We start from the raw sequence: 26,465 nt of genomic DNA on the forward strand, positions 1-26,465 counted from the left end.
GGCCGGAGCCGACCCGCCCCGTGCCGCCCGTCCGTCGCTCCGTGCGGTGCCGCCGGCGTGAGGACGAGCACCGGTTCCGGCCACTCGCCCCCAGGGCCGCGGGGGCGAGGACCGGCCGCGGGGCCCGCGCACCCTGGCCAAGTCGGCCCCGGTGCCGGGACCATGGGCCTTTCGGCCCTCGCGTCGTGACGTCCCCGCACGTCCGCGCCCACGACCTCGTCCCCCGAGCCCCCGGGCCCCCGGCCCCGGCACCCCCCTCGCCCCGGCACCCCGCCACCATGTCGCCCCGCGTCGCCGACGGCACCGAAGGACGAACCGAACTCGAAGGACGCACCGAACCGAAGGACGGACCGAGATGACGACCGAGAGCCGGCCCCCGGCGCCCAGCACCCCGTCCACCGCGGCGCCTGCGGGCGCCCCCGACCCGGCCGCGGTGCGCCGCAGGGTCGCCGCCGCCACCGCCGTCGGCAACTTCGTCGAGTGGTTCGACTCGGGCGCGTACGCGATCATGTCCGCCACCATCGCCGGACTGTTCTTCCCGCAGTACGACAAGACGGCGGCGCTGCTCGCCACGTGGGCCGTCTTCGCCGGGGGCTTCGTCGCCCGGCCCCTGGGCGCCGCCTTCTTCGGGCGCTACGGCGACCGCATCGGCCGCAACCGCATGCTCGCCCTGAGCGTGCTGTTCATGAGCGGCTCGACACTGCTGATCGGGCTCCTGCCCACCTATGCGGCGCTGGGCGTCACCGCTCCGCTGCTGCTTTTCCTGCTGCGGGCTGTCCAGGGCTTCTCCGCGGGCGGCGAGTACACCGGCGCCTCGGCGTTCATCATGGAGTACGCCCCACAGGGCCGCCGCGGCCGTTACGCCAGCGTCGTGCCGCTCACCGTGGGGCTGGCCTCGGTGGCCGGGGCCATGACCGGACTGCTGATCACCTCCACCCTGGACGCAGCCGCACTGGACAGGTGGGGCTGGCGCGTGCCGTTCCTGCTGGCGGGGCCGCTCGGGCTGATCGGCCTCTACCTGCGCACCAGGATCGAGGACACGCCTGTCTTCAGGGCCATGGAACGGCGCAGGGCGGTCCGGCGGGCGCCGCTGCGCGAAGCCTGGCGGCTCTGCCGCAGGCAGGTGCTCACGCTCTTCGGCTACAGCATCACCAATGCGATCGGCTACTACCTGATGAGCAGTTACATGATCGCGTACATGTCGGAGGAGGTCGGCTACACCAAGTCGCAGGCACTGCTCGCCAACGTCGTCGCGATGCTCGCCTACAGCGCCGCCTGTCCACCGCTGGCCGCGGCCAGCGACAGGTTCGGGCGCAGGCCGATGCTCCTGATCGCCTGCGGCGGCTTCGCGGTGGCCACCCTGCCCGCCTTCTGGCTGATCGGCACGGGACTGGGCGGCGCGCTGGCCGGCACGTCGGTGCTCGCCGTGCTCGACGCCGTGATCGGCACGTCGAACGTCCCCGCGATGGTCGAGATGTTCCCCGGGCAGTTGCGCGCCAGCGGCTCGGCCATCGGCTACACGGCCGCGTACGTCCTCTTCGGCGGCACGGCCCCGTTCGTCGCCACCGGGCTCGTCTCCCTCGGCGGCAGCCCGCTCGCCCCCGGCTTCTATCTGATGGGACTCGCGATCGTGTCCGGGCTGGTCGTCCTGTTCTCGTTCCGCGAGACCGTGCGGCTGCCGCTGAACAGGACGACCGTGCTGGAGAAGTGAGGGGGACAGGGCCGCCGTGCCGGAGAAGCGAGCTGGACAGGACCGCCGCTCCGGAGAAGTGGGCGGCGGCCGGCCGGTCGGGGCCACCGCGGGCGGGTGCCCCCGACGTCCCGGATGTCTCACGAGACCTTGACGCCCCAGATGTCCCACGAGTTAAATCACGCCTTGAAAAAGGCCCCGGCGCCCTGGGTTGGCGCTGCCGGCGTTCCGGCCGGGGCCGTGAGCACCACATGGCTTCCGGCCCCTTCGAAGGGACGGTCCCGTGTCCGTTGACTCGCCCGAGAATCCTTCCGCCTCCGCACCGGAGCGCACCGGCCTGGGCCGGCGCGGCTTCCTCGCCGGCGCCTCCGGAGCGGTGGCCGCCGGAACCGGTGTCGCCCTCGGCAGCCCGGCCTCCGCGGCCGAGCGCCGGGCGGCACCGGCCGCGGCCGCCGCACCCGCCACGGCCACCGAGGCCATCAACGCCCCCAACGCCCCCAACGCCACGAAGGCGGTAGCGCCGCCGCCCGCCGAGCACGCCGCGGGAGAGCCGGACTTCGGCCCGAACGTCTACGTCTTCGACTCCAGCACGTCCGCACAGACCATCCAGTCCCTGGTGGACAAGGTGTACGCGCAGCAGGCGGGCGCGCAGTTCGGATCCGGCCGATACGCCTTCCTGTTCAAGCCCGGCCTCTACGACGTGGACGTCAACGTCGGCTACTACACACAGGTGTCGGGCCTCGGCCTGCAGCCGGCCGCCACGACCATCAACAACGCGGTGCACACCGACGCCGACGCGCACGGCCACGGCGCCCTGACCAACTTCTGGCGCGGCGTGGAGAACATCAACCTGGTGCCCCGCAGCGGCACCGCCCGCTGGGCGGTCTCCCAGGCGACCTTCTTCCGCCGGATCTACCTGCTGGGCAACATGCAGTTGGACGACGGCGGCTGGTCCAGCGGCGGCTTCATCGCCGACTGCAAGATAACCGGCCAGGTCAACTCCGGCACCCAGCAGCAGTGGCTGACCCGCAACTCCCTGGTGGGCCAGTGGACCGGCTCCAACTGGAACATGGTCTTCGTCGGCGTCGACAACGCGCCCGCCACCACCTTCCCGGCGCCCACCTACACCTCGGTGCCCCGGACCCCGGTGGTGCGCGAGAAGCCCTTCCTCCACGTCGACGGCGACGGCGCGTACCACGTCTTCGTGCCCGCAGTCCGCACCGACAGCCACGGCACCAGTTGGGAGGGCCGCAAGCCCGCCGGGAAGTCCCTGCCGATCGGCGACTTCCACATCGCGCACGACGGTGCCACGGCGGCGGAGCTGAACTCCGCGCTGCACCAGGGCAAGCACCTGCTGCTCACCCCCGGCACGTACCACCTCTCCAAGCCCCTGGCGATCACCCGTCCCGGCACCGTGGTGCTCGGCCTCGGCCTCGCCACCCTCGTCCCCGACGGAGGCGTGAGCGCGCTCGACGTGGCCGACGTCGACGGTGTGGTGATCGCCGGGCTGCTGGTGGACGCCGGCAGCACGGTCTCCGACGCCCTGGTGCGCGTCGGCCCCGACGACTCCCGCCGCGGCCACCGCGCCGACCCCACCTCCCTGCACGACGTGTTCGTGCGGATCGGCGGCGCGGGGGTGGGCAGGGCCAGGCGGTCGGTGGTGGTCAACAGCTCCGACGTGATCATCGACAACACCTGGCTGTGGCGCGCCGACCACGGCTCCGGCGTCGGCTGGACCACCAACACCTCCGAGGAGGGCCTGGTGGTGAACGGCGACGACGTCACCGTCTACGGGCTGTTCGTGGAGCACCACCAGAAGACGCAGGTGCAGTGGAACGGGGAGCGCGGCAGGACGTACTTCTTCCAGAACGAGATGCCCTACGACCCGCCCGGCCAGGCCGACTGGATGGACGGCGAGCACCGCGGCTTCCCGGCCTACCGGGTCGCCGACCACGTCCGCGCCCACGAGGCGTGGGGCCTTGGGAGCTACTGCATCTTCGCCGAGGACCCCACCATCGTCGCCGACCGCGCCTTCGCCGTACCGCGCAGCCCGGGAGTGCGGCTGCACAGCATGATCACCTTCTCGCTCGGCGGCGGCCAGGGCACGATCGCCCACGTCGTCAACACCACCGGCGGGCCCTCCGACGCGGAGGTCAACCTGGCACTGCTCACCACCTACCCCTGATCGCCCTGACCGGGGCAGCCCGGTGGGCGAGGACACGGGTCTCCGTCCGGCGGTCCCGGCGCGAGCACGGGCACAGGCACAGGCACAGGCACAGGCAGAAGGACAAGCACAGGCAGCGACAGGCACGGCCACCCCGGTCCGGGGTGGCCGTGCCGTTTTCTGCGTGGGCGGTGACCGAGGCGCCCGGGCGGGGGCACCGGGGCGCGCGCCCGGGCAGCGCGCGTGGCTCCGTCGGCACGCGTGGCTCCGTCGGCACACGCGGACCACCGGCACGCGGCACCCCACCGGCCACATGGCAGCGCGCCCCACCGCGTCGCGCATCTCAGCGGGCAGCGCGCGCCCGCCCCGCCCTGGGCGGGCAGCGCGCCGCCGCCCCTCTCAGCGGTGAATTCCGGCCAGTGGCACGGGCGTGGGCCGCACCGCCTTCCCCGCCCACCGACCTGCCACCCCCGGATGAAGTGTCGACACTTCAAGCAGAGGCGCGACGGAGGCCGGACACCACTCCCCCGACCCGACGGCCCATCCGCACCCGGAGGACCACTCTCGGTAGACAAGGATGCAGGCTCCACACAAGGGAGGCGCCCCTGCGCGCCCTCCAGCCCACGAGCCGGGTCCGACACTTCGCGGTAACCCTCTAGACACACGAGTCCCCCGCTGCTTGAATCCGAGTGTCGACACTTCAAGCCAGCGGCACTGAATCGACATCACCCTCCGAGGAGGTATCTGTGAACCTTCCACGACAGAAACTGGTCGTCGAAGACCTCAGGCTCGGGTACTGGTCGCGTCGGTCCCACTCCTTCTCACTCGCCTGCGACGGACTGAGTTTCGACGTGGCGGAGAACGAGTTCGTGGCCATCGTCGGACCGAGCGGCTGCGGCAAGACCACCTTCCTCACCGCGCTGGCCGGGCTCACCCCGGTGACCTCGGGTCGGCTGGAGCTGAACGGCGAGCAGATCGAGGGGCCCGCCCCGGACCGCTCACTCGTCTTCCAGCACGCCTCGCTCTACCCGTGGCGCAACGTGGTGGCGAACATCGAGTTCGGCCTCAAGGCCCAGAAGCGCCTGGACCGCCGCGGCAGGGCCCGCGTCGCCGAGCTGATCGACCTGGTCGGGCTCACCGGCAAGGAGGACACGTACCCGCGCGAGCTGTCCGGCGGTATGAGCCAGCGGGTCAATCTCGCCCGTGCGCTCGCCACCGACCCCGACCTCCTGCTGCTCGACGAGCCGTTCTCCGCGCTGGACGCTCAGACCCGCGAGCTGATGCAGGACGAGCTGACCCGCATCTGGCAGTCCGACGGCGCGGGCACCGGCAAGACCGCGGTCTTCATCACCCACGACGTCCCCGAGGCGGTCTTCCTCGCCGATCGCGTCGTGGTCTTCTCCAGCGGCCCCGCCCGTCTGGTCGAGATCGTCGACGTCCGCCTGCCGCGCCCCCGTGGCTCCGAGATCAAGCGGACCCCGCAGTTCCAGGAGATCCACGACCACATCCTCGATCTGGTGATGAGCCAGACCCAACCAGGCCGAAGGGCGGCCCCCCATGACAGCAACGCACCTGTCGCCGGATAGCACCCGTACCGTGGCGGCACCACCGGCCCGCCGCCGGCGCACCTCGGGAAACCGCCACCTCAACCTGTTCCTCGGCGTCATCGGCCTGGCCGCGGTCCTCGCCCTCTGGCAGATCTGCGCCGTGACCGGCATCGTCGACCCGAACTTCAGCAGCTCGCCCTCGGGCGCGTTCACCGCACTGGTCGACTCGATCAGCACCGGAGCCGTCTGGGACCCGCTGGGGTCCACCCTGTCGATCGTGGCCTGGGGCATGCTCATCTCGGTGGTCGTGGCCATTCCCGCGGGACTGCTGATCGGGCGGAACCGGATCCTCTACGGGCTGACCGACCCGCTGATCAGCATCATGTACTCCGTCCCCTACGTCGTCTTCCTGCCGATGCTCATCTTCTGGTTCGGCATCGAGATGAACGCCCGCATCGTCATCGTGGTGTGGAGTGCGCTGTTCCCGCTGCTCATCAATGTGATCGCGGGCGCCCGCAACCTCGAGTCCAGCCATATGCAGGTGGCCAAGGTGTTCTGCGCCTCGCGGGTGATGACGCTGCGTTCGGTCGCCTTCCCCGCGACCCTGCCCTACATCCTCGCCGGTGTACGCCAGGCGGTCGGCCGGGCGCTGATCGGTGCGATCGTCGCCGAGCTGTTCATGGGCTCCGCCGGGCTCGGCTACCAGGTCCAGCTCCAGACCTCCAACTTCGAGATGGACGACGCCATGGCCTCGATCGCGGTGATCGCCGTGGTGGCCATCGTGCTCACCCGCGGGGTCGCCTACCTGGAGCGGCGCTTCACGTTCTGGTCGGGCTCGGACTGAGGGGGTGGACCACTCGATGCGCACCGCCAGACCGCTCTACGCGGCACTGACAGCCGTGGTCCTGCTGGCCGCCGCGGGCTGTGCCGTGACACCCACCGCGTCCGTGCAGAGGGCGAGCATGAAGATGACGGTCGGGTACACGGCGATCGGAGCCGCCTACTCGGACCTGTACATCTGCGAGGACCAGGGTGTCTTCAGGAAAAACGGCCTCGACGTCAAGCTCACCCTGCTCAACAGCTCCTCGCAGCTCGTCGCCGCGCTGGTCAGCAACAGCGTCCAGGTCGGCGTGGGGGCGACGACCTCCACCGCGGCCGGCGCCATGAACCTCAAGGGCGTCGACCTGCGCTACATCGCGCTGCCGATCGACCACTACTACCTGGAGATGTGGGGCAAGAGGTCGGTCCGGCCCGGTGACGGAGTCAAGGGCCTGAAGGTCGGCCTCAGTTCACCGGGCTCGCTGGGCGACGCGGCCGTCGACTCGCTCATCGCGCACAACGGCTGGCGGCAGGGCGACATCCACAAGATCTTCCTGAAGAGCACCCCCGCCGAGGTCTCCGCGCTGGAGAACGGCGCCGTCGACGCCATCGTCACCCAGCCCCCGACCGGCGCGAAGACCCGTCAGAAGGGCTTCAAGAAGGTCATGGACTTCACCTCGCTGCCCGCCGCGGCGAACGCCTACACCGTCAAGTCCGACTACATGTCCGCGAACAGGAAGGCGGTGTCCGCCTTCGTGAAGTCCGAGACCGAATGCCTCGCCATGCTGCACAACGACAAGGCGGCGGCCCTGCGGAGCATCATGAAGCACAGCGGGGTCAGCAACCGCTCGCTCGCCGAGTACTCCTACGCGTTCTTCAACCCGCTGTGGGCCAGGACCCCGCGGGTCAGCCCCGCCCTGGTGCACGACGCGTTCGCCGCCACGGTGGCCAAGGGCGTGGGGAAGATGCCCGCGAACACCGGCGTCTTCGTCGACAACTCCTACGTGGACGCCCTGCGGCGGTCCGGTTTCATCTCGTCCCTCTACCGGCAGGGAGGCAAGTGAGGTGACCTCACTCGACGACATCGACGACCTGCGGGGCTGGCTGGCCCTCGCCGACAAGCTCGGCGAGGTCAGGACCGTCGCGGGAGCCCACTGGGACAAGGAGATCGGCGCCGCGTCCGAGGTGAACTACAAACGCCCCTCGCCGCCGGCGCTGCTCTTCGACGACATCGTGGGCTACCGTCCCGGCCAGCGCGTCCTCACCGCCTCCATGGGCAACGCACGCCGCCTCGGCATGACCCTGCGGCTCGGCACGGACCTCGACGACCGCTCCCTGGTCGACGCCCTGCGCACCAGGCCGGGCGAGTGGGCCGCCGGCGCCTCCCGCCACCCCGTGCGGGAGGTGTCCACCGGACCGGTGTGCGAGAACGTGCTGCGCGACGCGGACGTCAACCTGCTGGACTTCCCCGTGCCGCAGTGGCACGAGGGGGACGGCGGCCGGTACATCGGCACCGGCTGCGCGGTGTTCACCACCGACCCGGACACCGGCGTCCTCAACGCCGGCGCCTACCGCATGCAGGTGCAGAACGACGGCCGGGCCGCGAGCATCAACATCGAGGCGGGCAAGCACGGCGCCGCGCACGTCAGGGAGTGGTTCGCGCGCGAGGGCCGGGCACCGGTCACCGCCTCGCTGGGCCACGATCCGCTGCTGCTGGTCGTCGCGGGCACCGAGGTCCCCACCGGCGTCTCCGAGCTGGAGTACGCCGGCGCGGTCCTCGGCCGGCCCGTGGACGTGATCCGCGGCGAGCTCACCGGCCTGCCGATCCCGGCCACCTCGGAGCTGGCCGTGGAGGGCTGGCTGTATCCCGGGCGGCGCGAGCAGGAGGGGCCGTTCGGGGAGTGGACCGGCTACTACAGCGGCGGCACCGAGGCGGTCCTCACCCTCGACGTGCAGCGCGTCTACCACCGCGACGACCCGATCCAGCTCGGCGCCCCGCCCGGCAAACCGCCGCACGACTACTCGTACATGCGCAGTGTGATGAAGTCGGCGATGATCCAGGACGCCCTGGTCAGAGCGGGCCTGCCGGGTGTCGAGGGAGTGTGGGCGCACGAGGCGGGCGGTGGGCGCCAGTTGCTCGCGGTCGCCGTCCGCCAGCAGTACGCGGGCCACGCGCGGCAGGCCGGCTACCTCACCGCGCAACTGCCGTCCGCCGCGTACATGAACAAGTTCGTGGTGGTCGTGGACGCCGACGTCGATCCGCGCAGCCTCAACGACGTGGTGTGGGCGATGTGCACCCGCACCGACCCGGCCGAGGACATCGAGACGATGCGCTACACCTGGGGCAGCCGGGTCGACCCGCTGCGGGAGCAGGGCGCGCCCGCGTTCAACACCCGTGCCGTCATCGACGCCTGCCGGCCCTGGACGCGCCTGGCGGACTTCCCGAAGGTCGCCGAGGCGAGCAGCGAACTGCTCGACCGGGTGACCCGCCGCTGGCCCGACGTCCTGGGCGGCGCATGGTGACTGCCAAGGCACCCCCCACACCCGGCGGGCCGGGCCCCCTGCGGGACGTGCCCGCCACCGCCCGGCTGCCGGTCGCCGAGGCGGCCCGCCGGCTGGAGATCACCCGGACGTTCGGCCGCGGCACCTCCGTGCCCAGCATCGCGGACGAGATAGCGCTCGCGGTGGCCACCGAGATCATCGAGGGCCGCCTGTCGCCCGGCGATGACCTCAACTCCGTGGACCTCGCCCGGTCCTTCCACAGCAGCAGGACCCCGGTGCGCGAGGCACTGCTGGTGCTGGAGCGGGAGGGCTTCGTCGAGATCACCGCGCGGCGCCGCCCGCGCGTGGCCCGGCTGCTGCTGCGGGAGGTCAGGGAGCTGTACAACCTGCGGGCCGAGTTGTACTCCGTCGTCAGCCGGACCGTCGTCCAGGTGGCGACCGAGGCCGACCTGGAGACCCTGCGCGGCCACCAGCGAGCGCTGGAGGCCGCCGCCGCGGACGGCGACGTTGACCGCTACTTCTGGGTCAACGTGCAGTTCCGCAACACCGAGGCGGACATCACCCGGGACGCGACGCTGCGCCGGGTGCTCGACTCCCTGGGGCTGCGCGCCCTGCAACTACGCCATCTCAGCCTCGCCCAACCGGGCCGGCTCGAACCGTCCCTGCACGATCACGCCCGACTGCTCAAGGCGTACGAGGACCGGGACGCCGAACTCGCCTCCGCCCTCACCCAGTCACTGGTACGGGCCGGGTACGCGGCGATCGAGCGCTCGGGATGGACCGGAGAGGAACCATGACCGACACCACCACCCACAGGCCGGGCGACACCGCGGCAGGCGGACACCGGACGGCACCGGCGACGCAGTGCGCGGCGCAACCCGGTACCGCACCCGGCACGGCGCCCCGGGCGGGGACGTCCACGGCCGTTCCGCTGCGCTTCCGGCTCAACGGCGAGGACGTGGAGGTGCACGTCCAGGACCCGGCCGCCCCGCTGCTCGACGTCCTGCGCCACGACCTCGGCCTCACCGGCACCAAGTCGGGCTGCGCGATCGGCTACTGCGGCGCCTGCACGGTCATCGTGGACGGCGCCGCGGTGCCGTCCTGCCTGCAGATGGCCGGTCTCGTCGAGGGGCGCGACGTGCGCACCGTCGAGGGCCTGGAAGGGCCCGGCGGGCTCGACCCGGTGCAGGAGGCGTTCGTCGCCCGCGCCGGACTCCAGTGCGGCTTCTGCACGCCCGGCCACGTGATGGCGCTGCGTGCCCTGCTCGACGCGGACCCCGAGCCGGACGAGGAACGGATACGGGAGGTGGTCGACGGCAACTACTGCCGCTGCACCGGCTACGTGAAGATCCTCGACTCGGCGCGCGAGGCCGTGGCCCGGCAGAAGACGGCCCCCACCACCGAGGAGGAGCGCTGATGTCCACCGCCGAACTCCCGATCGCCCCGCTCGGCCTCGGCCGCGCCGCGCTGCCCCGGATCGTCGGCAGCCCGGTGGAGCGCATCGACGCCGTGGAGAAGGTCACCGGACGTGCGGTGTACGCGGCGGACAGCCGGCTGCCGCGGATGCTGCACGGCGCCGTCGTGCGCTCTCCGCACGCCTGCGCACGCATCATCTCGATCGACACCTCGCGCGCCGAGCGGCTGCCCGGTGTGCACACCGTCGTGACCGGCGCGGACACGGCACGGGTCAAGTGGGGCGCCTTCCGGCCCGATCTGTACCCGCTCGCCATCGGCCGCGTCCGCTACGTGGGCGACGAGGTGGCGGCGGTCGCCGCCCGCGACCCCGAGACGGCCCGCCGCGCCGCGGAGCTGATCCACGTCGAGTACGAGGTGCTGCCCGCCGTCCTCAGCCTGGACGAGGCGCTCGCCGAGGGCGCGCCGCTGGTGCACGACGACGCGCCCGGCAACGTGGCCCACGAGTTCGGCTTCGACCGGGGCGGCGTGGAGGCGTGGTTCGACCGCAGCGACGTCGTCGTGGAGGGCACCTGGCAGAGCGAGCGGCAGTGGCACGGCTCGATCGAGACCATCGGCTGCACGGCCGAGTGGACCCGGGACCGGGTCAGCCTGTGGGTCAACACCCAGACGCCGTTCCTCGCCCGCCAGCGGTACGCCACCGCGCTCGGGCTGCCGCTGCGCGCCGTGCGGGTGGTGCAGACCGAGGTCGGCGGCGGTTTCGGCGGCAAGTCGGGCGACGACAACACCTCCGTCATCTGCGCGCTGCTGGCCCGCAGGGCCGGCCGCCCGGTGCAACTGGTGAACACCCGCGAGGAGGAGTTCCTGGCCAGCCGCCCGCGCATCCCGATGCGCTACACCGTCCGGCTCGGCTTCACCGAGGACGGCCTGGTCACCGCGAAGGACATCGAGGTCGTCGCCGACAACGGCGCCTACACCGGCAAGGCCCAGGCCGTGCTCGGCGCCGCGACCGTACGGCACGACGCGCTGTTCAACTACCGCGCCGTGCGCGCCCACTCGCGGCTCATCTACACCAACCTCGAACCGACCGGCGCCTTCCGCGGCTTCGGCAACCCGTCCGCGGACTGGGCGGTCGGCCAGGCGTGGGACCTCGCGGCCGCCCGGCTCGGCATCGACGTGCCGGACCTGTTCCTGCTCAACGCCGTGGAGTCCGGCAGCGTCTCGCCGCACAACCACAAGATCACGAGCTGCGAGCTGAAGCAGTGCATCCGCAGGGCCGCCCAGGCGATCGGCTGGCAGGCCAAACGCGCCGAGCGCACACCGCACCGCGGCCTCGCCATGGGCGTGAGCGTGCACGTCTCGGGCCGGCGCAGCTTCGGCGACTACGACGGCAGCTCCGCGATCGTACGGCTCACCGAGGACGGCCGCGCCACGGTCATCGTCGGCGAGGGCGAGATCGGCACCGGCGCGAGGACCACCCTCGCCCAGATCGCCGCCGCCGAACTCGGCATCCCCGTCGCGGACGTCTCCGTGCCCCGCCCGGACACCGATCTGACCACCCATGCGCTCGGCGCGCTGGCGAGCCGGGTGACGTACGTCGCCGGCAACGCGGTCCAGCGGGCCGCGCAGCAGGCCTGCGAGCGCCTGCTGGACGCCGCGGCGCGCCAGCTCGACAGGCCCGCCGCCCAGCTCTGGGTCGAGGACGGCACGGTGCACGGCCCGGCCGGGCCCGACGGCGAGGGCCCGGTGAGCGCCCCGGTCGGCGCGGTCGTGCGGGCCGAGCTTTACCGGCCCGGCGGCGAGCCGATCGTGGGCCTGGGCTCGTTCGACAACCCCTCGGAGTTCCCCGACGGCAGCAGGTACGGCAACGAGTCCGGCGCCTACAACTTCGTCGCGGAGGCCGCCGAGGTCGAGGTCGACCCCGCGACCGGCGCGGTGCGCGTGCTGGAGCTGGCCGCCGTCGCCGACTGCGGCACCGTCCTCAATCCGCCGCTCGCCGAGGGCCAGGTCGAGGGAGCCATCGCCCAGGGCCTCGGCATGGCACTCACCGAGCGGTTCCACTGGCAGGAGGGGGCCCCGGTGCGGCCGAACTTCTCCGACTACAAGCTGCCCACCGCCGGTGTCATGCCGAAGCTGCACATCGGGTTCGCCGACTCCTACGAGCCGACGGGCCCCTTCGGCGCCAAGGGCGTGGGCGAGATCGCGCTGGACCCGGTGCCGTCGATCATCGCCAGCGCGGTGGCCGACGCGGTCGGCGTGCGCGTGCACGAACTGCCCATCACCGCCGAGAAGATCTACTGGGGCATGCGGAACGGCGAGCCGGGAGCCGCCGTACCGGTCACGTCCGCACCCGCCGTACCCGCCGTACAGGACCCGTCCCCACCCGCCGGCGCGGACCGCGCCGGCCAGGAAGGCGACCCGCGATGACCACCCTCGACTCCGGGCCGCTGCCGGTCGGCGCGTCCCCGGCACCCGTGACCCTGCTGACGCCCGCCACGCTCGACGAGGCGCTGCGGCTGATCGCCGGCGGCGGTGCAGCGGTGCTCGGCGGCGGCGTCGGCCACACGCTGCGCCGCGGTGAGCGGCGCCGGCCCGCGCCCTCCCCGCTGGTGTCGGTGGCGCACCTGCCCGGGCTCACCGGCATCACCCGGGGCGAGGACCACCTCGCCATCGGCGCGGGTGTCCGGCTCGCCGCCTGTGCGGCCGACGAGGAGCTGGGCCGGGCCTGGCCCGTGCTGACCGAGGCGGCGGGCTCCGTCGCCACCGGCCGCATCCGCGAGATGGTCACCCTCGGCGGCAACATCGCCGCCCGCGACGACAGCCATGACCCGCCCGTCGCGCTCACCGCCGTCGGCGCGACCCTGGCGGTGCGCAGCGCGACCGGTTCCAGGACGCTCACGGTCCCCGAGGCGGCGCGGCTGCGCCCCGACGAGCTGATCGAGCACGTCCGGGTGCCGCTGCCCGCACCGCGCACGGGCTCCGCCTACGAGAAGTTCCTCGTGCGCGGCGTGTGGGAGTACGCCTGCGTCAACGTCGCCGCGGTCGTCACCCTCGAAGCGGACGGCACCGCGGGGCACCTGGCGCTCGCGGTCGGCTCGGTGGCGGGCGGCCCCGTCGCCGTCGACCTCACCGGGCTGGCGGGCGCTCCCGCCGATGCCGCCCTCGTCGCCGAGGCGGCCGACCGCGCGGCCGCCACGACCTCGCCCTACGGCGACGTCAGGGGCTCCGCCGCCTACAAGACGCGGATGATCGCCGAATTCGCCCGGCGCGCCCTGACCACCGCGGTCCGCCGCGCCGCGGCCGCGCCCGACCGCCCCTCGAAGCACAGCGCAGGAGGAGACCGATGACGGCCACGGAGATCCTCGGGGAGGCGCGGACCAGGGACGGCGTCCCCCTGTCGTACACCCTGTACCCGGCGATGCCCGGCGCCCCGCGCATCGCCTTCGTGCACAGCCTCGCGCTCGACCGCTCGGTGTGGTCGCCGGTGGCGGCCGCGCTCGCCGGCCGTGCCGAGATGGTGGCCTACGACTGCCGGGGCCACGGCCGCTCGGGCCGCCCCGCCGGCCCCTACACCACGGACCAGTTCGGCGACGACCTCGCCGACCTGCTGGACCACCTGGGGTGGGCGGACACCGTCGTCGCCGGCTGCTCGATGGGAGGCTGCGTGGCGCAGGCGTTCGCGGCCGGGCACCCCGGGCGCACCCGCGGCGCGCTCCTCGTCGACACCACCGCCTGGTACGGGCCCACGGCGCCGGACGACTGGGCGAAGCGGGCCGCCGCCGCGCGCACGAAGGGCCTCGCGTCGCTGATCCCCTTCCAGCTCACGCGCTGGTTCGGCGACGCCTTCCGCACGGCGCAACCGGACCTGATGGCCCGGCTGGCCGAGGTGTTCACCGCGAACGACATCGACTGCTACGAGGCCACCTGCACCATGCTCGGCCGGACCGACCTGCGCGGCTCCGCACCCTCGATCCCCCGTCCCGCGGCCGTCCTGGTCGGCGAGGACGACGGTGCCACCCCGCCCGAGATGGCCCGGGAGCTGGCCCGGCTCATCGGGGACGGCCCCGCCACCGTGGTGCCCGGTACCCGGCACCTGACGCCCCTGGAGAACCCCGGCGCCGTGGTCGGGGCGCTGACGGCGCTGCTCGGCCGCACGGCGGCCGGCGAAGCGGTCGGAGAGAGCGCATGAGCACGTCCCTCGTCGTCGACACCCACGCACACCACGTCGGCGCGCACGCCATCGAGCGGATCAGGGAGGAGGGCGCCGGGCACCGGGTGCGCCTGGTCACCCAGGAGGTGGCGGGCAGGCCCCTCACCCGCGTCGAGGTCGCGGGGCGGCTCAGCGGGCTGCCGCTGCTCCCCAGGCTGAGCGACGTGGCCGCCCGGCTGGAGTGGATGGCCGAGGCGGGCGTGGACGTCCAGCTCGTGGCGCCCTGGATGGACCTCGCCGGCTACGAGCTCGACCCCGACGACGGGCTCTGGCTGGCCCGGGTGCAGAACGACTCCGCGGCCGAGCTGCGCGCCGCGCACCGGGAGTTCCTCGTCGCCGCGGCCGTGCCCCTCCAGCACCCCGGGTACGCGGCCGCCGAGCTGCGCCGTGCGGTCACCGAACTGGGCCACGCGGCCGTGCAGATCGGGGCGCGGGTGAACGAAGTCGGCCTGGACGACCCCTCGCTGGACGTGTTCTGGGATGCCGCCGAGGAGTTGGACGTGCCGGTGATCGTGCACCCGGCCGAGCTCGACGTACCGGAGCGCAGCCGGCGGCTGTTCCTGCACATCCTGGTGGGCAACCCGTCCGAGACGACGTTCGCGGCGGCCGCCCTGCTGCTCGGCGGGGTGCTGGAGCGGCGGCCCGGGCTGCGGGTGCTGCTGGTGCACGGCGGCGGGTTCGTGCCCTACCAGATCGGCCGGCTGGAGCGCGGGTTCACCGCGGCGCCGCCGCAGTTCCGCGCGAAGGGCACGCGCGCGCCGCGCGACCTGCTCGGGCAGCTCTTCTTCGACACCGTGCTGCACGACGACGCCGCGCTGCGCCACCTGGTGGCCTTCGCCGGCGCCGAGCACGTCCTGCTCGGCAGCGACTACCCGTTCCCGATGCGGACGGACCGGCCCCTCGAAGCGCTGGACGCGGCCCGGCTCGACGGCGACCTGCGCGCGGCCGTGCTCTCGGCGGCGCACCTCCTCGGTGCCGGCCCGCTCAGCCCGCGGCCCCCGTCCAGCCCGAGCGCTCCACCGCCGCGAGGCCGCGGCGCACGATCGACCGGGTGAGGGCACTGGCCAGCTCGGACTCCCGGTCCCGGTACGCCTGCATCAGCCGCCGGTGGTCGGCGACCGACGTGTCGAGCCGGCCCGGCAGGGACAGGCTCAGATGGCGCAGGTGCAGGGTTCTGACGCCGACCGAGTCGAGCACGCCCCGTACCGTCTCGTTCGCCGCGAGCCGTGCCTCGGTGTTGCGGAAGGCGACGTTGAGCCAGAAGTACCTGTCCAGCTCCCGGCCCGCTCCCGCGGCCTCCAGCTCGGCCTGCACGGCGCCCAGTTCTTCGAGCTGGGCGTCGGTGCAGTGCTCGACGATGCGCCGGCTCACCAGCCCGTACAGCTCGCCGCGCAGCTCGTATATCTCGCGGACCTCGTCGATGCCGAGCCGCCGAACCCGGGGCCGCTTGCGGGCTGCGATCTCGACCAGGCCCTCGCGCTCCAGCGTCGCGAGCGCCTCGCGCACGGGCGTGCGGCTGCTGCGGAACCGGCGGGCGAGCTCGACCGAGTTCAGGTCGTCGCCGGGGTGGAGCCGGCCCTCGATGATGTCGGCGCCGATCGAGACGAGGATCGCGTCACGGACGCTGTCCGGCTCCTGCGACCGGCCGAGCACCCGCAGGATCTCCCGCTCGCCCGCCGTCAGCCGGGCCGTCACCGGCAGGACCGGCCCCGTCCCGGCCGCCCCGTCCATTGCCACGGCCGCCCACCACCTCGTCATCGTCCAAGGCACCCAGAAAGGGGCCCCGCATGGATCTCCAGCCAACCACACCCAGGACGCCGTGGGTCATCGGCATCACCGGGGCCGGCGGCACACCGTACGCGGTGGCCGTCGTCGGGGGGCTGCTCGACGCGGGTGAGGCGGGCGCCCCGCCGCCGGGGGTGCGCCCCGCCGGGCCCGGTGCCCGGGTGCGACGGCGGTGGCGGTGGCGGCTCAGTTCTCCGGGATCTCCACCACATCGGTGATGTCCACCGGCGCTCCGGTGGCGAACGACTCGTTGGCGGCGAGTCCGGTGGCCAGCGCGAGAGCGCCGTCCACGGCCGTCGCGGGGTCGATCCCGGGCGCCTCAGCGGCCGGGCCCACGGGCCCGAACAGCGCATCCAGCATGCGCGCGTCCCCGCCGCCGTGCCCCGCGTGGTCGAAGGCCGGGACGGGCACCCGGTACGGAGGCCGCCACAGCGGGCCCACGGTGACGGCGGCACCGCCGGCCTGCGCCGCGGCGGTGTCCCCGTGCACCGAGCCCCTGGCGGAGTCCGCCCGGGCCCGCGGCGGCTGCCACGTGCTCTCCACCACGTCCAGTTCGAGCCTGCCGCCCGATCCGTTGAACACCACCCGGTACCCCTCGCCGGGAGCGTAGGCGTGCAGGTGGTAGCTCATCGTGGCGCCGGTGGCGTAGCGGACCACCAGCGCCATGTCGTCCTCGATGGTGATGCCGTCGCCGAACACGTTGCGGTCCCGCAGACAGCCGTCCTGCGACTCCGCGTCCAGGTAGAGCGACCGCAGCCCGGGGTCGTCGGCGAGGTGGAGGGCGAACGGGTCGTCGGCCGCCGCCGGCGAGCCGTGGGCGCGTTCGTAGGCACGCCGGTAGCCGTTGCGGGTGCCGGCCTCACGGCCGTAGAAGCCCAGTCCGCCGTAGCCGAACACCTGCTGCGGCCGGGCGCCGAGCCACCAGTTGACGAGGTCGAAGTGGTGTCCCGACTTGTGCACCGTCAGTCCGCCGCTGTTGGCCTTCTCACGGTGCCAGCGCCGGAAGTAGTCGGCTCCGTGCCGCACGTCCAGGTCCCATTCGAAGTGCACCGAGAGCACCTCGCCGATCGCACCGTCGGCGAGGTGGCGCCGCACCAGCTCGTGCACCGGGTTGAATCGGTAGTTGAACGCCACGCAGAGGTCGCCGCCGGTGCGCTCCAGCGTCCTGAGGATGCGGCGGCAGCGCTCGGCGTCCATCGTCATGGGCTTCTCGGTCACCACCCGGCAGCCGGCCTTGAGCGCCGCGACGACGTACTGGTCGTGGGTGGAGTCCATGGTGGTGACCAGCACCTGTTCGATGTCCTCCGCCTTCAGCATCCGTTCGAAGTCCTCGGCGGCCCAGGCGGTGGGCTCCGGTTCTCCGGCCGCGGCCAGCAGGCGCCGGTGGTGTGCGATGCGCACGGGGTTGCGGTCGCACAGGGCCGCCACGGTCAGGTGCGGGCGCCGGGCGAGGCCCTCGGTGAAGGTCTGCGCGCGGTGGCCCGTGCCCACGACGGCCACACGGGCCGTCGGCCGGTCAGTGCTCATGGGTGCCTCCATCGGCGGTCAGGTGTCACGGGTGCGGAGTCGGTGCTCGGAGGCGCGCTCGGGGCTCGTTCGGCCCGGGCACGTTCGGCCCGGGGCTCGTTCGATCAGGGACTCGTGCGGTTGGGGACTCGTTCGGTTGGGGCGCGCGGCCTGGCGCTGCCGCGCGCCGCATACGGCGCTGTGGCGCCGGCGGGTGCGCCGATGCGCTCCGCGCCGGTGTGCGCTGGGCTCCTGCCCCGCGGCCTGCCGCACCACGCGGACGACGCCCCCGAGGCCGGCGGCGACGGAGCCGCGAAGGGGACGCGGGCCCCGGGACGGCCGGGAGCCGCGGTCCGACCGGGGTCCGGGCCGCGGGCCGTGACCTGACCGACGGGCCGGGCCCGTACCGCCGCCGCTCCTGAACGGCGCACCGCCGCACCACCCCTTCAGGTGTGACACAGATCACAGCACTTGTCTCCATGTCGGGCACCCTCGACAGGGGAATGGCCTCAGAAGAGACCGACGGCGACAGCACGGGCCGCACAGCGACTCCTGTGGCCCGTGCATCCATCGGTCCGGTGCACCGGGCCGGGTCCTGCCCACCGCGTCACCGGCCCGTGCACACCTCGACGATCACCAGGCTGGGGATGCCGATGTCGGAGCAGGGAGCGCTGTGGCAGCGGCGGACCGTGCTGGAGCACCAGTGGGCCCGCCACGTACCGGGGTTGAGGGCCGCGGGGCCGCCGCCCGCAGGCCCTCCTCCGCTGCGCCGGGAGGTCACCGAGTCCTGGATCCGCTCGGTTCGGACGGTGGACCCCGGGCGCGACAGCGCTCCGTCGAAGGACGGCGTGCACGCCCTCTGGTCCCGCTCACCGCTGTACGAGCCCGTGTGCGACCTCGCGGACGAGCTCCGCAGCGTCGCGGACGACGCCGACTTCGTCGCTGCCGTGACGGACGAGACCGGCACGATCCTGTGGACGTACGGCGGACGGGTGATGCGGCGTCGCGCGGAACGGGTGAACTTCGCTCCCGGAGGCTGCTGGAACGAGCCGGCCATGGGCACCAACGCGCTCTCGCTGACCCTGCGCACCGGCCTGCCGAGCACCGTGTTCTCCGCCGAGCACCTGGTGGCGGCGCTGCACGGCTGGGTCTGCTACTGCGCGCCCATCCACGCCCCGGACGGCCGGGTGCTGGGCGTGCTGGACCTGTCGACGACCTGGGACCGCTCGCACCCGCTGGCCATGTCCACCGTGCGCATGATGGCGTCCGCCGTCGAGGGCGCGCTGCACGGCAGGGGCGAGTGGGCCGCCCGCCCGGGACCCGGCAGACTCCGGCTGACCTGCCTCGGCGGCGGGAAGGCGGTGCACGGCGGGGTGCCCCTGCACCTTCCGCCCCGGCAGATGGAGATCCTGGCGCTGCTGGCCCTGGAACCGGGCGGCTTCTCCCCGAAGCGGCTGCACGAGGCGCTGTACGGCGACCGGGCGGTCGGCGCGTCCACGTTCAAGGCGGAGGTGTCGCACCTGCGGCGGGCCCTCGGCGGCCAGATCGCCACGCGCCGCTACGAGCTGACCTCACCGGTGGTGTGCGATGCGACCGAGGTGCTGCGCGCCCTGGAGCGCGGCGACACGGAAAGGGCCGTGGAGCTCTACCGCGGCCCCCTCCTGCCGCACTCGGACGCCCCCGCCGTCGTCGAGTGGCGGGAGCACATCGAGGTGGCGGTACGGGAGGCGGTACTGGCCAGTGCTCGCCCCGAGCACGTGCTCCGCTACGGTGAACGGGCGCCGTACGACACCGAGATCCACGAGCACGCGCTGCGCATCCTCGGCCCGAACGACGCGCGCCGCGGCATCGCGGCGGGAAGGCTGACCACCGCCCTGCGCATCTGACCAGGTGACGGGGCGGCCGCCCGGCCGCCCGGCCCGTGCTGCGGTGGCCGGTCCCGACCAGGCGACCAACCTCTGACCAACCTCCTCCGCGCACAGTGTGCCCGCGCCACGACGGTCGATCCGTCCCGCACCCGCACCCTCTACCGCGAGGAGCACGGCCATGGTCTACGCACAGCCAGGCACCGAGGGCAGCATCGTCAGCTACGCCCGACGCTACGACAACTTCATCGGCGGCGACTGGGTGGCGCCCGCCGAGGGCCGGTACTTCGAGAACAGGTCGCCGGTGACGGGCGAGGTCTTCTGCGACGTCGCCCGCTCGACGGCCCCCGACATCGAGCGCGCCCTGGACGCCGCGCACACCGCCGCCGATGCCTGGGGCCGCACCTCCACCACCGAGCGCGCGGTGATCCTCAACAGGATCGCCGACCGCATCGAGGAGAACCTGGAGAAACTGGCCGTCGCCGAAACCTGGGAGAACGGCAAGCCGGTGCGCGAGACGCTGGCGGCGGACCTACCGCTCGCGGTGGACCACTTCCGCTACTTCGCGGGCGCCATCCGCGCCCAGGAGGGCAGCATCGCGGAGATCGACGCGGACACGGTGGCGTACCACTTCCACGAGCCGCTCGGCGTGGTCGGGCAGATCATCCCGTGGAACTTCCCGATCCTGATGGCGACCTGGAAGCTGGCGCCCGCGCTGGCCGCGGGCAACTGCGTGGTGATCAAACCGGCCGAGCAGACCCCGGCCAGCCTGCTGCTGGTGATCGACCTGATCGCCGACCTGCTGCCGCCGGGCGTGGTCAACGTGGTGAACGGCTTCGGCGTGGAGGCCGGCAAGCCGCTGGCGTCCAGCTCGCGGGTCGCCAAGGTGGCGTTCACCGGTGAGACCACCACCGGGCGGCTGATCATGCAGTACGCCAGCGAGAACATCATCCCGGTCACGCTGGAGCTGGGCGGCAAGAGCCCCAACATCTTCCTGCCCGACGTGACCGCGGCCGACGACGACTTCCTGGACAAGGCCGTCGAGGGCTTCGTGATGTTCGCCCTCAACCAGGGCGAGGTGTGCACCTGCCCGTCCCGGGCCCTGATCCACTCCTCGATCTACGACGAGTTCATGGCCCGCTGCCTCGAACGCACCAGGGCCATCACCGGCGGCGACCCGCTGGACCCCGCCACCATGCTGGGCGCGCAGGCCAGCAACGACCAGTACGAGAAGATCCTCTCCTACATCGACATCGGCCGGCAGGAGGGCGCGGAGGTGCTCACCGGCGGCGGCACCCGCAAGGTGGCGGGCCTGGAGGGCGGCTACTACATCGAGCCGACCGTCTTCCGCGGCACCAACGACATGCGGATCTTCCAGGAGGAGATCTTCGGCCCGGTCGTGTCCGTCACCACCTTCGACTCCGTGGACGAGGCCCTGAAGATCGCCAACGACACGCTGTACGGGCTCGGCGCGGGCCTGTGGACCCGGGACGGCAGCACCGCGTACCGGATGGGCCGGGAGATCAAGGCCGGCCGGGTGTGGACCAACTGCTACCACGCCTACCCGGCGCACGCGGCCTTCGGGGGCTACAAGAACTCCGGCATCGGCCGGGAGAACCACAAGATGATGCTGGAGCACTACCAGCAGACGAAGAACCTGCTGGTCAGCTACTCGCCCAAGAAGCTCGGATTCTTCTGATGGACGCCCGTGGCAGCGCTCCCGCCCGTGTCGAGCTGACCGCGGCCGCGGAGCGGCTGGTCGGCGAACTCACCCGGCGGCACGGGCCGTTGATGTTCCACCAGTCCGGCGGGTGTTGCGACGGCAGTTCGCCGATGTGCTACCCACGGGGTGAGTTCCGGGTCGGGGCCGCGGACGTGCTGCTCGGGCAGGTCGCCGAGCAGACCCCGTTCTGGATGAGCGCGAGCCAGTACGCGTACTGGAAGCACACCCATCTGACCGTGGACGTGGTCGAGGGACGGGGCAGCGGCTTCTCCCTCGAGGCCCCCGAGGGCGTGCGCTTCCTCCTCAGGTCCCGGCTGCTCACCGAGGAGGAACTGGACGCACTCGCCGCCCAGCCCCCGCTCCTGACCGGCGACCGCGTGGAGCACGGCGCCTGACGGGCTGCCGGTGCGCGGCATGAGCGGGCCCGCGGCGCCCGGTGGGCCCACCGCCCCCGGGCGCCGCGCCCGGTCGCGCCCGCTGTCCGCCTGAACGACGACGCGGCCGGGAGCGCGCCCCGGCACGGACGCGGGCGCCGGGGCGCCGCCCCGCCGAAGACCCGAGGCGCGCGGGGCGCGGGGCGCGGCCGGTGACGTCCGCGGGCACCCGGAGCCCTCCCCGGCAGGCTCAACGGATGCTCAATTCCGCCATCGGCAGGCTCAGACAACGCTCAATTCACGGTAACGATCATGTGTCCACGAGGGCCGCCTTTACGGCGTACGGTGTTCTTTGCCCTCATTTCCCTGAGATCTGCGTCACATTTCCTCCCGTCGCGCCGACAGGGCGCCGTGATAAATCTGCGCAACCACTTCGGGACGCCACCCCTGTTCCGAGCGCGCTCACGCCGACCGATCGCCGGCCACTCCGTCCATCCAGGGGGGATCGGATACCGCTCCACGACCGCCAGGGTCGTGGACCGGCAGGGAGAAAGGGCATACCACCATGGGGTCCGCGCAGATCAACAACCTTCCCGGTGGCAATGCGACATTAATCGAGAAGTCCAGTGCCGAAACGGCAGAAGAGGGTTACGAGCGGGGGCTCGGCAGCCGTCAGATCCAGATGATCGCCATCGGCGGCGCCATCGGCGTCGGGCTCTTCATGGGCGCCGGGGCGAACATCGCCAAGGCGGGCCCGAGCATCATCCTCATGTACGCCCTCGCCGGCGTCATCATCTTCTTCATCATGCGAGCCCTCGGCGAGCTGCTGCTCTACCGGCCCATCTCGGGTTCCTTCGCCGAGTACGCCAGGGAGTTCCTCGGCCCGTTCTTCGGTTACGTCACCGGCTGGACGTACTGGCTCAACTGGGTCGTCACCGGCATGGCCGAGCTGACCGCGGCGGCGATATACGTCCACTTCTGGTTCCCGCAGATCCCGCAGTGGGTGAGCGCGCTCACCTTCCTGGTGGTGCTCTTCGGGGTCAACCTCATCTCGGTGAAGATCTTCGGCGAGGTCGAGTTCTGGTTCTCGATGGTCAAGGTCACCGCCATCATCGGCATGATCGTCATCGGCCTCGGCGTGCTCACGCTCGGCTTCTCCGACGCGGGCGACACCGCGACCCCGGCGAACCTCTGGTCGCACGGCGGGATCTTCCCCAACGGCATCGGCTCCAGCCTGATGACGCTCCAGGGCGTCATGTTCGCCTACCTCGCCGTCGAACTCGTCGGCGTCACCGCGGGCGAGTCCGAGAACCCGGAGAAGACGCTCCCCAAGGCGATCAACACCCTGCCCTGGCGCATCATCATCTTCTACGTCGGCGCCCTGGCCGTGATCCTCTCGGTCGTCAAGTGGACCGAGTTCACCGCGGGCGAGAGCCCCTTCGTCTACGCCTTCGAGAAGATCGGCATCCCGCTCGCGGCGGGCATCGTCAACTTCGTGGTGCTGACGGCGGCGCTCTCCTCCTGCAACTCCGGCATGTACTCCACCGGCCGGATGCTGCGGGGCCTCGCGAAGAACAGGGAGGCACCCGAGGCATTCGGCAGGCTCAACTCCCGCAAGACCCCGGCGATCGGCATCGCCGTCTCGGTCTCCCTGATGGGCATCGGAGTGGTCCTCAACTACTTCGTCCCGGCGAAGGCGTTCGAGTACGTCACCTCGGTGGCCACCGCGGCCGGCATCTGGACGTGGATGATGATCCTCGCCAGCCACATCCGCTACCGCCGCGGTGTCGAGACGGGCCGGCTGCGGAAGTCGCCCTTCCCCGCGCCCGGCGGCTCGACCTGCAGTTGGATCGCCCTGATCTTCCTGCTGGTCGTCACCGTCATGATCGGCATCAACCCGGACTCGCGCGTGTGCCTGTACGTGGGAGCGGTGTGGGCGGTGGGCCTCGCCGTCGGCTGGCAGTTCGTGAAACAGCATCACCAGGAGCCCGCGGCCGCGGAACCGGCGCCCGCGCCGGCCCCCCGGTGACGACACTCCCCTCGGCCGCCCCGGATCAACCGATCCGGGGCGGCCCCGTCCGTTCCACCCGGCCCGGGGCCGGCGCCACGCCCCTCTCGGACCCGGCGGGGCGGAAAGAGGGGCGGAAAGAGGAGTGATGCCGGCCCGCGCCCCCCGCAACACATGCACACATGGAATCTTCACAATGTTTCACAAAGGACGGGCAACGGCGATGATTTGTTCGACGAATCGAGCGCTCAGCCCGATGATCGAACGCGGACTCGACCACGCGTGACTATTTCCATCAAAGATGTGAATATGCTGAGTGCGGCGCTCCTCACCTCGGTCGTTATCCGTTTGCACATTGCGCGTCTCATGGCGCTGGAACTCCCGTTCGGATGCCGAGCAGAGATGCCTCGTGCTTAGATCCCTGACGTAGCTGCAAGGCCGGATGGCAGCCGCTGACCGTCTGGGTCGCATCCCCCTGTTGCCCGCCCGACCGCGGGGTCACCACAGGAAATGCGCCAACCGCTCCCGTTCCGACGGCGGTCGCAATCCAAGAACCAAGAGTGAAGGGAAGTTTCACCCATGGCCTCCACCCCCAACATCGAGACCCACGAGATCTCCGACGCCGACCTGGACATGGTGTCCGGCGGCCTCGCCGACTCGCTCACGAGCATCGCCCCCAGCGTGACCGGTCTCGCCTCCGTTGAGGGTCCCCTGGCGACCGTCGTCAGCAACGTCGCGCCCTCGGTCGAGGTCAACGCCTCGGGCGTCTCGGGCCTCATCGGCAACGCCTGACCAATCCCCGAGCTGCCCAGCAGCTTGCGCGCCCCGGTCTCGCTCCGCGAGGCCGGGGCTTTGCGTTGCCCGCACACGGCGGCGGGATCGCCGCGAGTCGCACCCCTCACTGTCCGCTCACACCCCATCACCCCCCGGCATCGTCACCAAAATGATCCTCACGATCTCCTACGAGATTGTTGACGATCACGTTGACATCCGCTTCAGTCTCACCGGGAGCTGCGGCCGGGACGTCCGGAGCTCGCCGACCGCCACTCCGCTCGGCCCCCAGGAGGTCTGATGGACATCGTGGACACGCACACCCATGTCATCTCGCCGGACACGGTGCGATATCCGGTCGACCCCATCGGGGGGCGGCAGTCGGCATGGTCCCTGGACCACCCGGTGGACATCGACGGCCTGGTGCGGGCACTCGACCAGGCCGGCATCGCCAGGGCGGTGGTGGTGCAGGCGTCCACGGTGTACGGGCACGACAACCGCTACGTCGTTCAGGCGCTGCGGGCGCACCCCGACAGGTTCGCCGGCGTCTACTCGATCGACGCGATGGCCGAGGACGCCGTGGCGAGGATCGAGCACTGGCAGGGGCAGGGCCTGTCCGGCTTCCGCCTGTTCACCACCGGGACCACCATGCCCGGCCAGGCGGACTGGCTCGGCCACGAGAGCTCCTACCCCGCCTGGGCCCACGCCGAGGAACACGGCATCCCGGTGTGCCTGCAGATGACGATCCAGGGACTTCCCGCGCTGCGGCGGCTGCTGGAACGGTTCCCCGGTGTCCGCGTGCTGCTCGACCACTGCGCACGCCCGGACCTGTCCGACGGCCGGCCCTACCGCAGGGCGAAGGACCTCTTCGAGCTGGCGGCGTTCCCCGGGGTGCACCTCAAGCTCACGCACCGGGCCCTGGCGGCGTCGGCCGAGGGCGCGTCCACGCCGGCCCAGTTCCTGGCGGACCTGGTCGCGGCGTACGGCGCCGGCCGTATCGCGTGGGGCTCCAACTTCCCCGCGGCGGACGGGACGGCGGCGGACATCCTGGCAGAGGCCCGCGGCATGATGTCCAGCCTGCCAAAGGCCGACCAGGAAATGATCCTCGGTGGCACGGCCACCGCCTTCTACCCCTCCCTCGGGGCGACGGGAGGCCGTCGTGCCTGAGCCCACCGTGCTGCGCACCGTTCTCGCCGACTACCCGCACACGACGACGCTGAAGAGCGGCGAGATCGGCAGTGACCGGGTGCGGCTGGACTTCCGCACCGTCTCGCCGATCCACCGGGCGTTCGCCCCGATGGTGCGCGACGAGGCCTACGACATCAGCGAGCTGGCCATCGTCACGGCCCTGCAGGCGATCGCGTACGGACGTCCTGTGGTGCTGCTGCCCGCCGTGGTGGCCTCGCGTTTCCAGCGCGGCTGCCTCATCGCGCACGCATCGCGCCCGGTGGCTCCGCAGGACCTGGCCGGCCGGCGCATCGGGGTACGCGCCTTCACCCAGACCACCGGCATGTGGGTGCGCGCGCACCTGGCCGAGGACTACGGCATCGCGCCGCAGGACATCCGCTGGAGCACCCGCGAGGGCGCGCACGTGGCGGAGTACGCGGACCCCGGTTTCGTCGAGCACGACGGGTCGCAGGCGAGCCTCCTCGACCTGCTGCGCGAGGGCCGCATCGACGCCACCATCCTCGGCAACGACCTGCCGGGGACGGACGAGTTCGTGCCCGTCGTGCCCGATGCCGCGGCCCGCGACGAGCGGTGGTGGCGGCAGCACGGGTTCATGCCGGTCAACCACATGGTGGTCGCCGGGGAATCCGCGTGCCGCGGGGATGCCGCCGCGGTCCGCGAGGCGTACGCGCTGCTGCACCGCGCGGACGCCGCCGTGGTCCGTCGGGACGGCGCACCGCGGCCGACGCTCTTCGGCTTCGAAGCCCTGCGCGGGCCGATCGGGACCGTGATCGACGCCTGCCTCGCGCAGGGGCTGCTCCCGCGCCGACTCGGCGTGGACGAGGTGTTCGGACCGGCCAGGGACGTCCTCGGCCACACAGCGGACTGAACGGGGACCCAGGCCGGACACCGGCGCCGACG

Annotated in this window: 22 protein-coding genes; 20 read left to right on the forward strand and 2 right to left on the reverse strand. The window is 72.3% G+C overall.

The genetic code is table 11. From position 1 onward, the window contains the following. Positions 1-355 precede the first annotated feature (355 nt). The 12 genes from IE313_RS11890 (at position 356) to IE313_RS11945 (ending at position 15,400) form a co-directional block, all read left to right on the forward strand. Entirely contained in the window at positions 356-1,711 is a 1,356-nt protein-coding gene (locus IE313_RS11890; protein ID WP_189931068.1) for an MFS transporter, read from the forward strand. Between the two features lie 262 nt (positions 1,712-1,973). Continuing rightward, on the forward strand, positions 1,974-3,875 hold the full coding sequence (locus IE313_RS11895; protein WP_189931069.1) for a pectate lyase-like domain-containing protein: 1,902 nt from the start codon (positions 1,974-1,976) through the stop codon (positions 3,873-3,875). A gap of 725 nt (positions 3,876-4,600) precedes the next feature. Further along, complete coding sequence (locus tag IE313_RS11900; RefSeq protein ID WP_189931070.1) at positions 4,601-5,440, forward strand: ABC transporter ATP-binding protein; 840 nt, start codon at positions 4,601-4,603, stop codon at positions 5,438-5,440. 10 nt (positions 5,441-5,450) lie between these two features. After that, positions 5,451-6,245, forward strand: coding sequence for an ABC transporter permease (locus IE313_RS11905; RefSeq protein ID WP_189931071.1), 795 nt, complete (start codon positions 5,451-5,453; stop codon positions 6,243-6,245). 16 nt (positions 6,246-6,261) lie between these two features. Further along, complete coding sequence (locus IE313_RS11910; protein WP_189931072.1) at positions 6,262-7,284, forward strand: ABC transporter substrate-binding protein; 1,023 nt, start codon at positions 6,262-6,264, stop codon at positions 7,282-7,284. Position 7,285: 1 nt separating this feature from the next. Beyond that, positions 7,286-8,743: a UbiD family decarboxylase gene (locus IE313_RS11915; RefSeq protein ID WP_189931073.1), complete on the forward strand. Its 1,458-nt coding sequence runs from the start codon at positions 7,286-7,288 to the stop codon at positions 8,741-8,743. Next, positions 8,737-9,519 carry a GntR family transcriptional regulator gene (locus IE313_RS11920; protein WP_189931074.1) on the forward strand — a complete coding sequence of 261 codons (783 nt, stop codon included), beginning with the start codon at positions 8,737-8,739 and terminating at the stop codon, positions 9,517-9,519. Before IE313_RS11915 ends, IE313_RS11920 begins: the two co-directional genes overlap by 7 nt. Further along, positions 9,516-10,139, forward strand: a complete 624-nt coding sequence (locus IE313_RS11925; RefSeq protein WP_189931075.1) for a (2Fe-2S)-binding protein — start codon at positions 9,516-9,518, stop codon at positions 10,137-10,139. The genes IE313_RS11920 and IE313_RS11925 overlap by 4 nt, the downstream gene beginning before the upstream one ends. Then, entirely contained in the window at positions 10,139-12,562 is a 2,424-nt protein-coding gene (locus IE313_RS11930; RefSeq protein WP_189931076.1) for a xanthine dehydrogenase family protein molybdopterin-binding subunit, read from the forward strand. The genes IE313_RS11925 and IE313_RS11930 overlap by 1 nt, the downstream gene beginning before the upstream one ends. Then, positions 12,559-13,482: an FAD binding domain-containing protein gene (locus tag IE313_RS11935; RefSeq protein ID WP_189931077.1), complete on the forward strand. Its 924-nt coding sequence runs from the start codon at positions 12,559-12,561 to the stop codon at positions 13,480-13,482. Before IE313_RS11930 ends, IE313_RS11935 begins: the two co-directional genes overlap by 4 nt. Next, positions 13,479-14,324 carry an alpha/beta fold hydrolase gene (locus tag IE313_RS11940; protein ID WP_189931078.1) on the forward strand — a complete coding sequence of 282 codons (846 nt, stop codon included), beginning with the start codon at positions 13,479-13,481 and terminating at the stop codon, positions 14,322-14,324. The genes IE313_RS11935 and IE313_RS11940 overlap by 4 nt, the downstream gene beginning before the upstream one ends. Further along, the gene (locus tag IE313_RS11945) at positions 14,321-15,400 is read left to right on the forward strand and encodes an amidohydrolase family protein (protein ID WP_189931080.1); all 1,080 of its coding nucleotides are present in this window, start codon (positions 14,321-14,323) and stop codon (positions 15,398-15,400) included. Before IE313_RS11940 ends, IE313_RS11945 begins: the two co-directional genes overlap by 4 nt. On the opposite strand, the gene IE313_RS11950 is transcribed toward IE313_RS11945, so the two are convergent. After that, the gene (locus tag IE313_RS11950; protein ID WP_189931559.1) at positions 15,330-16,076 is read right to left on the reverse strand and encodes a GntR family transcriptional regulator; all 747 of its coding nucleotides are present in this window, start codon (positions 16,074-16,076) and stop codon (positions 15,330-15,332) included. The genes IE313_RS11945 and IE313_RS11950 overlap by 71 nt on opposite strands. A 240-nt stretch (positions 16,077-16,316) precedes the next feature. Next, positions 16,317-17,657, reverse strand: a complete 1,341-nt coding sequence (locus tag IE313_RS11955) for a Gfo/Idh/MocA family protein (protein ID WP_189931081.1) — start codon at positions 17,655-17,657, stop codon at positions 16,317-16,319. A 632-nt stretch (positions 17,658-18,289) separates the two neighbouring features. Between IE313_RS11955 and IE313_RS11960 the strand changes: the two genes are divergently transcribed. The 8 genes from IE313_RS11960 to IE313_RS11990 all read left to right on the forward strand — a co-directional run bounded on the left by IE313_RS11960 (position 18,290) and on the right by IE313_RS11990 (position 26,433). Continuing rightward, positions 18,290-19,522: a GAF domain-containing protein gene (locus tag IE313_RS11960; protein WP_189931083.1), complete on the forward strand. Its 1,233-nt coding sequence runs from the start codon at positions 18,290-18,292 to the stop codon at positions 19,520-19,522. Between the two features lie 160 nt (positions 19,523-19,682). Next, complete coding sequence (gene adh, locus IE313_RS11965) at positions 19,683-21,200, forward strand: aldehyde dehydrogenase (RefSeq protein ID WP_189931085.1); 1,518 nt, start codon at positions 19,683-19,685, stop codon at positions 21,198-21,200. Further along, positions 21,200-21,619 carry a DUF779 domain-containing protein gene (locus IE313_RS11970; protein WP_189931087.1) on the forward strand — a complete coding sequence of 140 codons (420 nt, stop codon included), beginning with the start codon at positions 21,200-21,202 and terminating at the stop codon, positions 21,617-21,619. Before adh ends, IE313_RS11970 begins: the two co-directional genes overlap by 1 nt. A gap of 661 nt (positions 21,620-22,280) precedes the next feature. After that, entirely contained in the window at positions 22,281-23,627 is a 1,347-nt protein-coding gene (locus tag IE313_RS11975; protein WP_229924599.1) for an amino acid permease, read from the forward strand. 558 nt (positions 23,628-24,185) lie between these two features. Next, complete coding sequence (locus tag IE313_RS11980; protein WP_189931091.1) at positions 24,186-24,398, forward strand: type A2 lantipeptide; 213 nt, start codon at positions 24,186-24,188, stop codon at positions 24,396-24,398. Positions 24,399-24,549: 151 nt separating this feature from the next. Then, positions 24,550-24,678: a hypothetical protein gene (locus IE313_RS35985; protein ID WP_268256699.1), complete on the forward strand. Its 129-nt coding sequence runs from the start codon at positions 24,550-24,552 to the stop codon at positions 24,676-24,678. Then, on the forward strand, positions 24,678-25,544 hold the full coding sequence (locus IE313_RS11985; RefSeq protein WP_189931093.1) for an amidohydrolase family protein: 867 nt from the start codon (positions 24,678-24,680) through the stop codon (positions 25,542-25,544). The genes IE313_RS35985 and IE313_RS11985 overlap by 1 nt, the downstream gene beginning before the upstream one ends. Next, entirely contained in the window at positions 25,537-26,433 is an 897-nt protein-coding gene (locus tag IE313_RS11990; protein ID WP_189931095.1) for a substrate-binding domain-containing protein, read from the forward strand. The genes IE313_RS11985 and IE313_RS11990 overlap by 8 nt, the downstream gene beginning before the upstream one ends. Positions 26,434-26,465: the final 32 nt, after the last annotated feature.

It is taken from the genome of Streptomyces sulfonofaciens (assembly GCF_014656295.1).
In the GTDB taxonomy this organism is placed as follows: domain Bacteria; phylum Actinomycetota; class Actinomycetes; order Streptomycetales; family Streptomycetaceae; genus Streptomyces; species Streptomyces sulfonofaciens.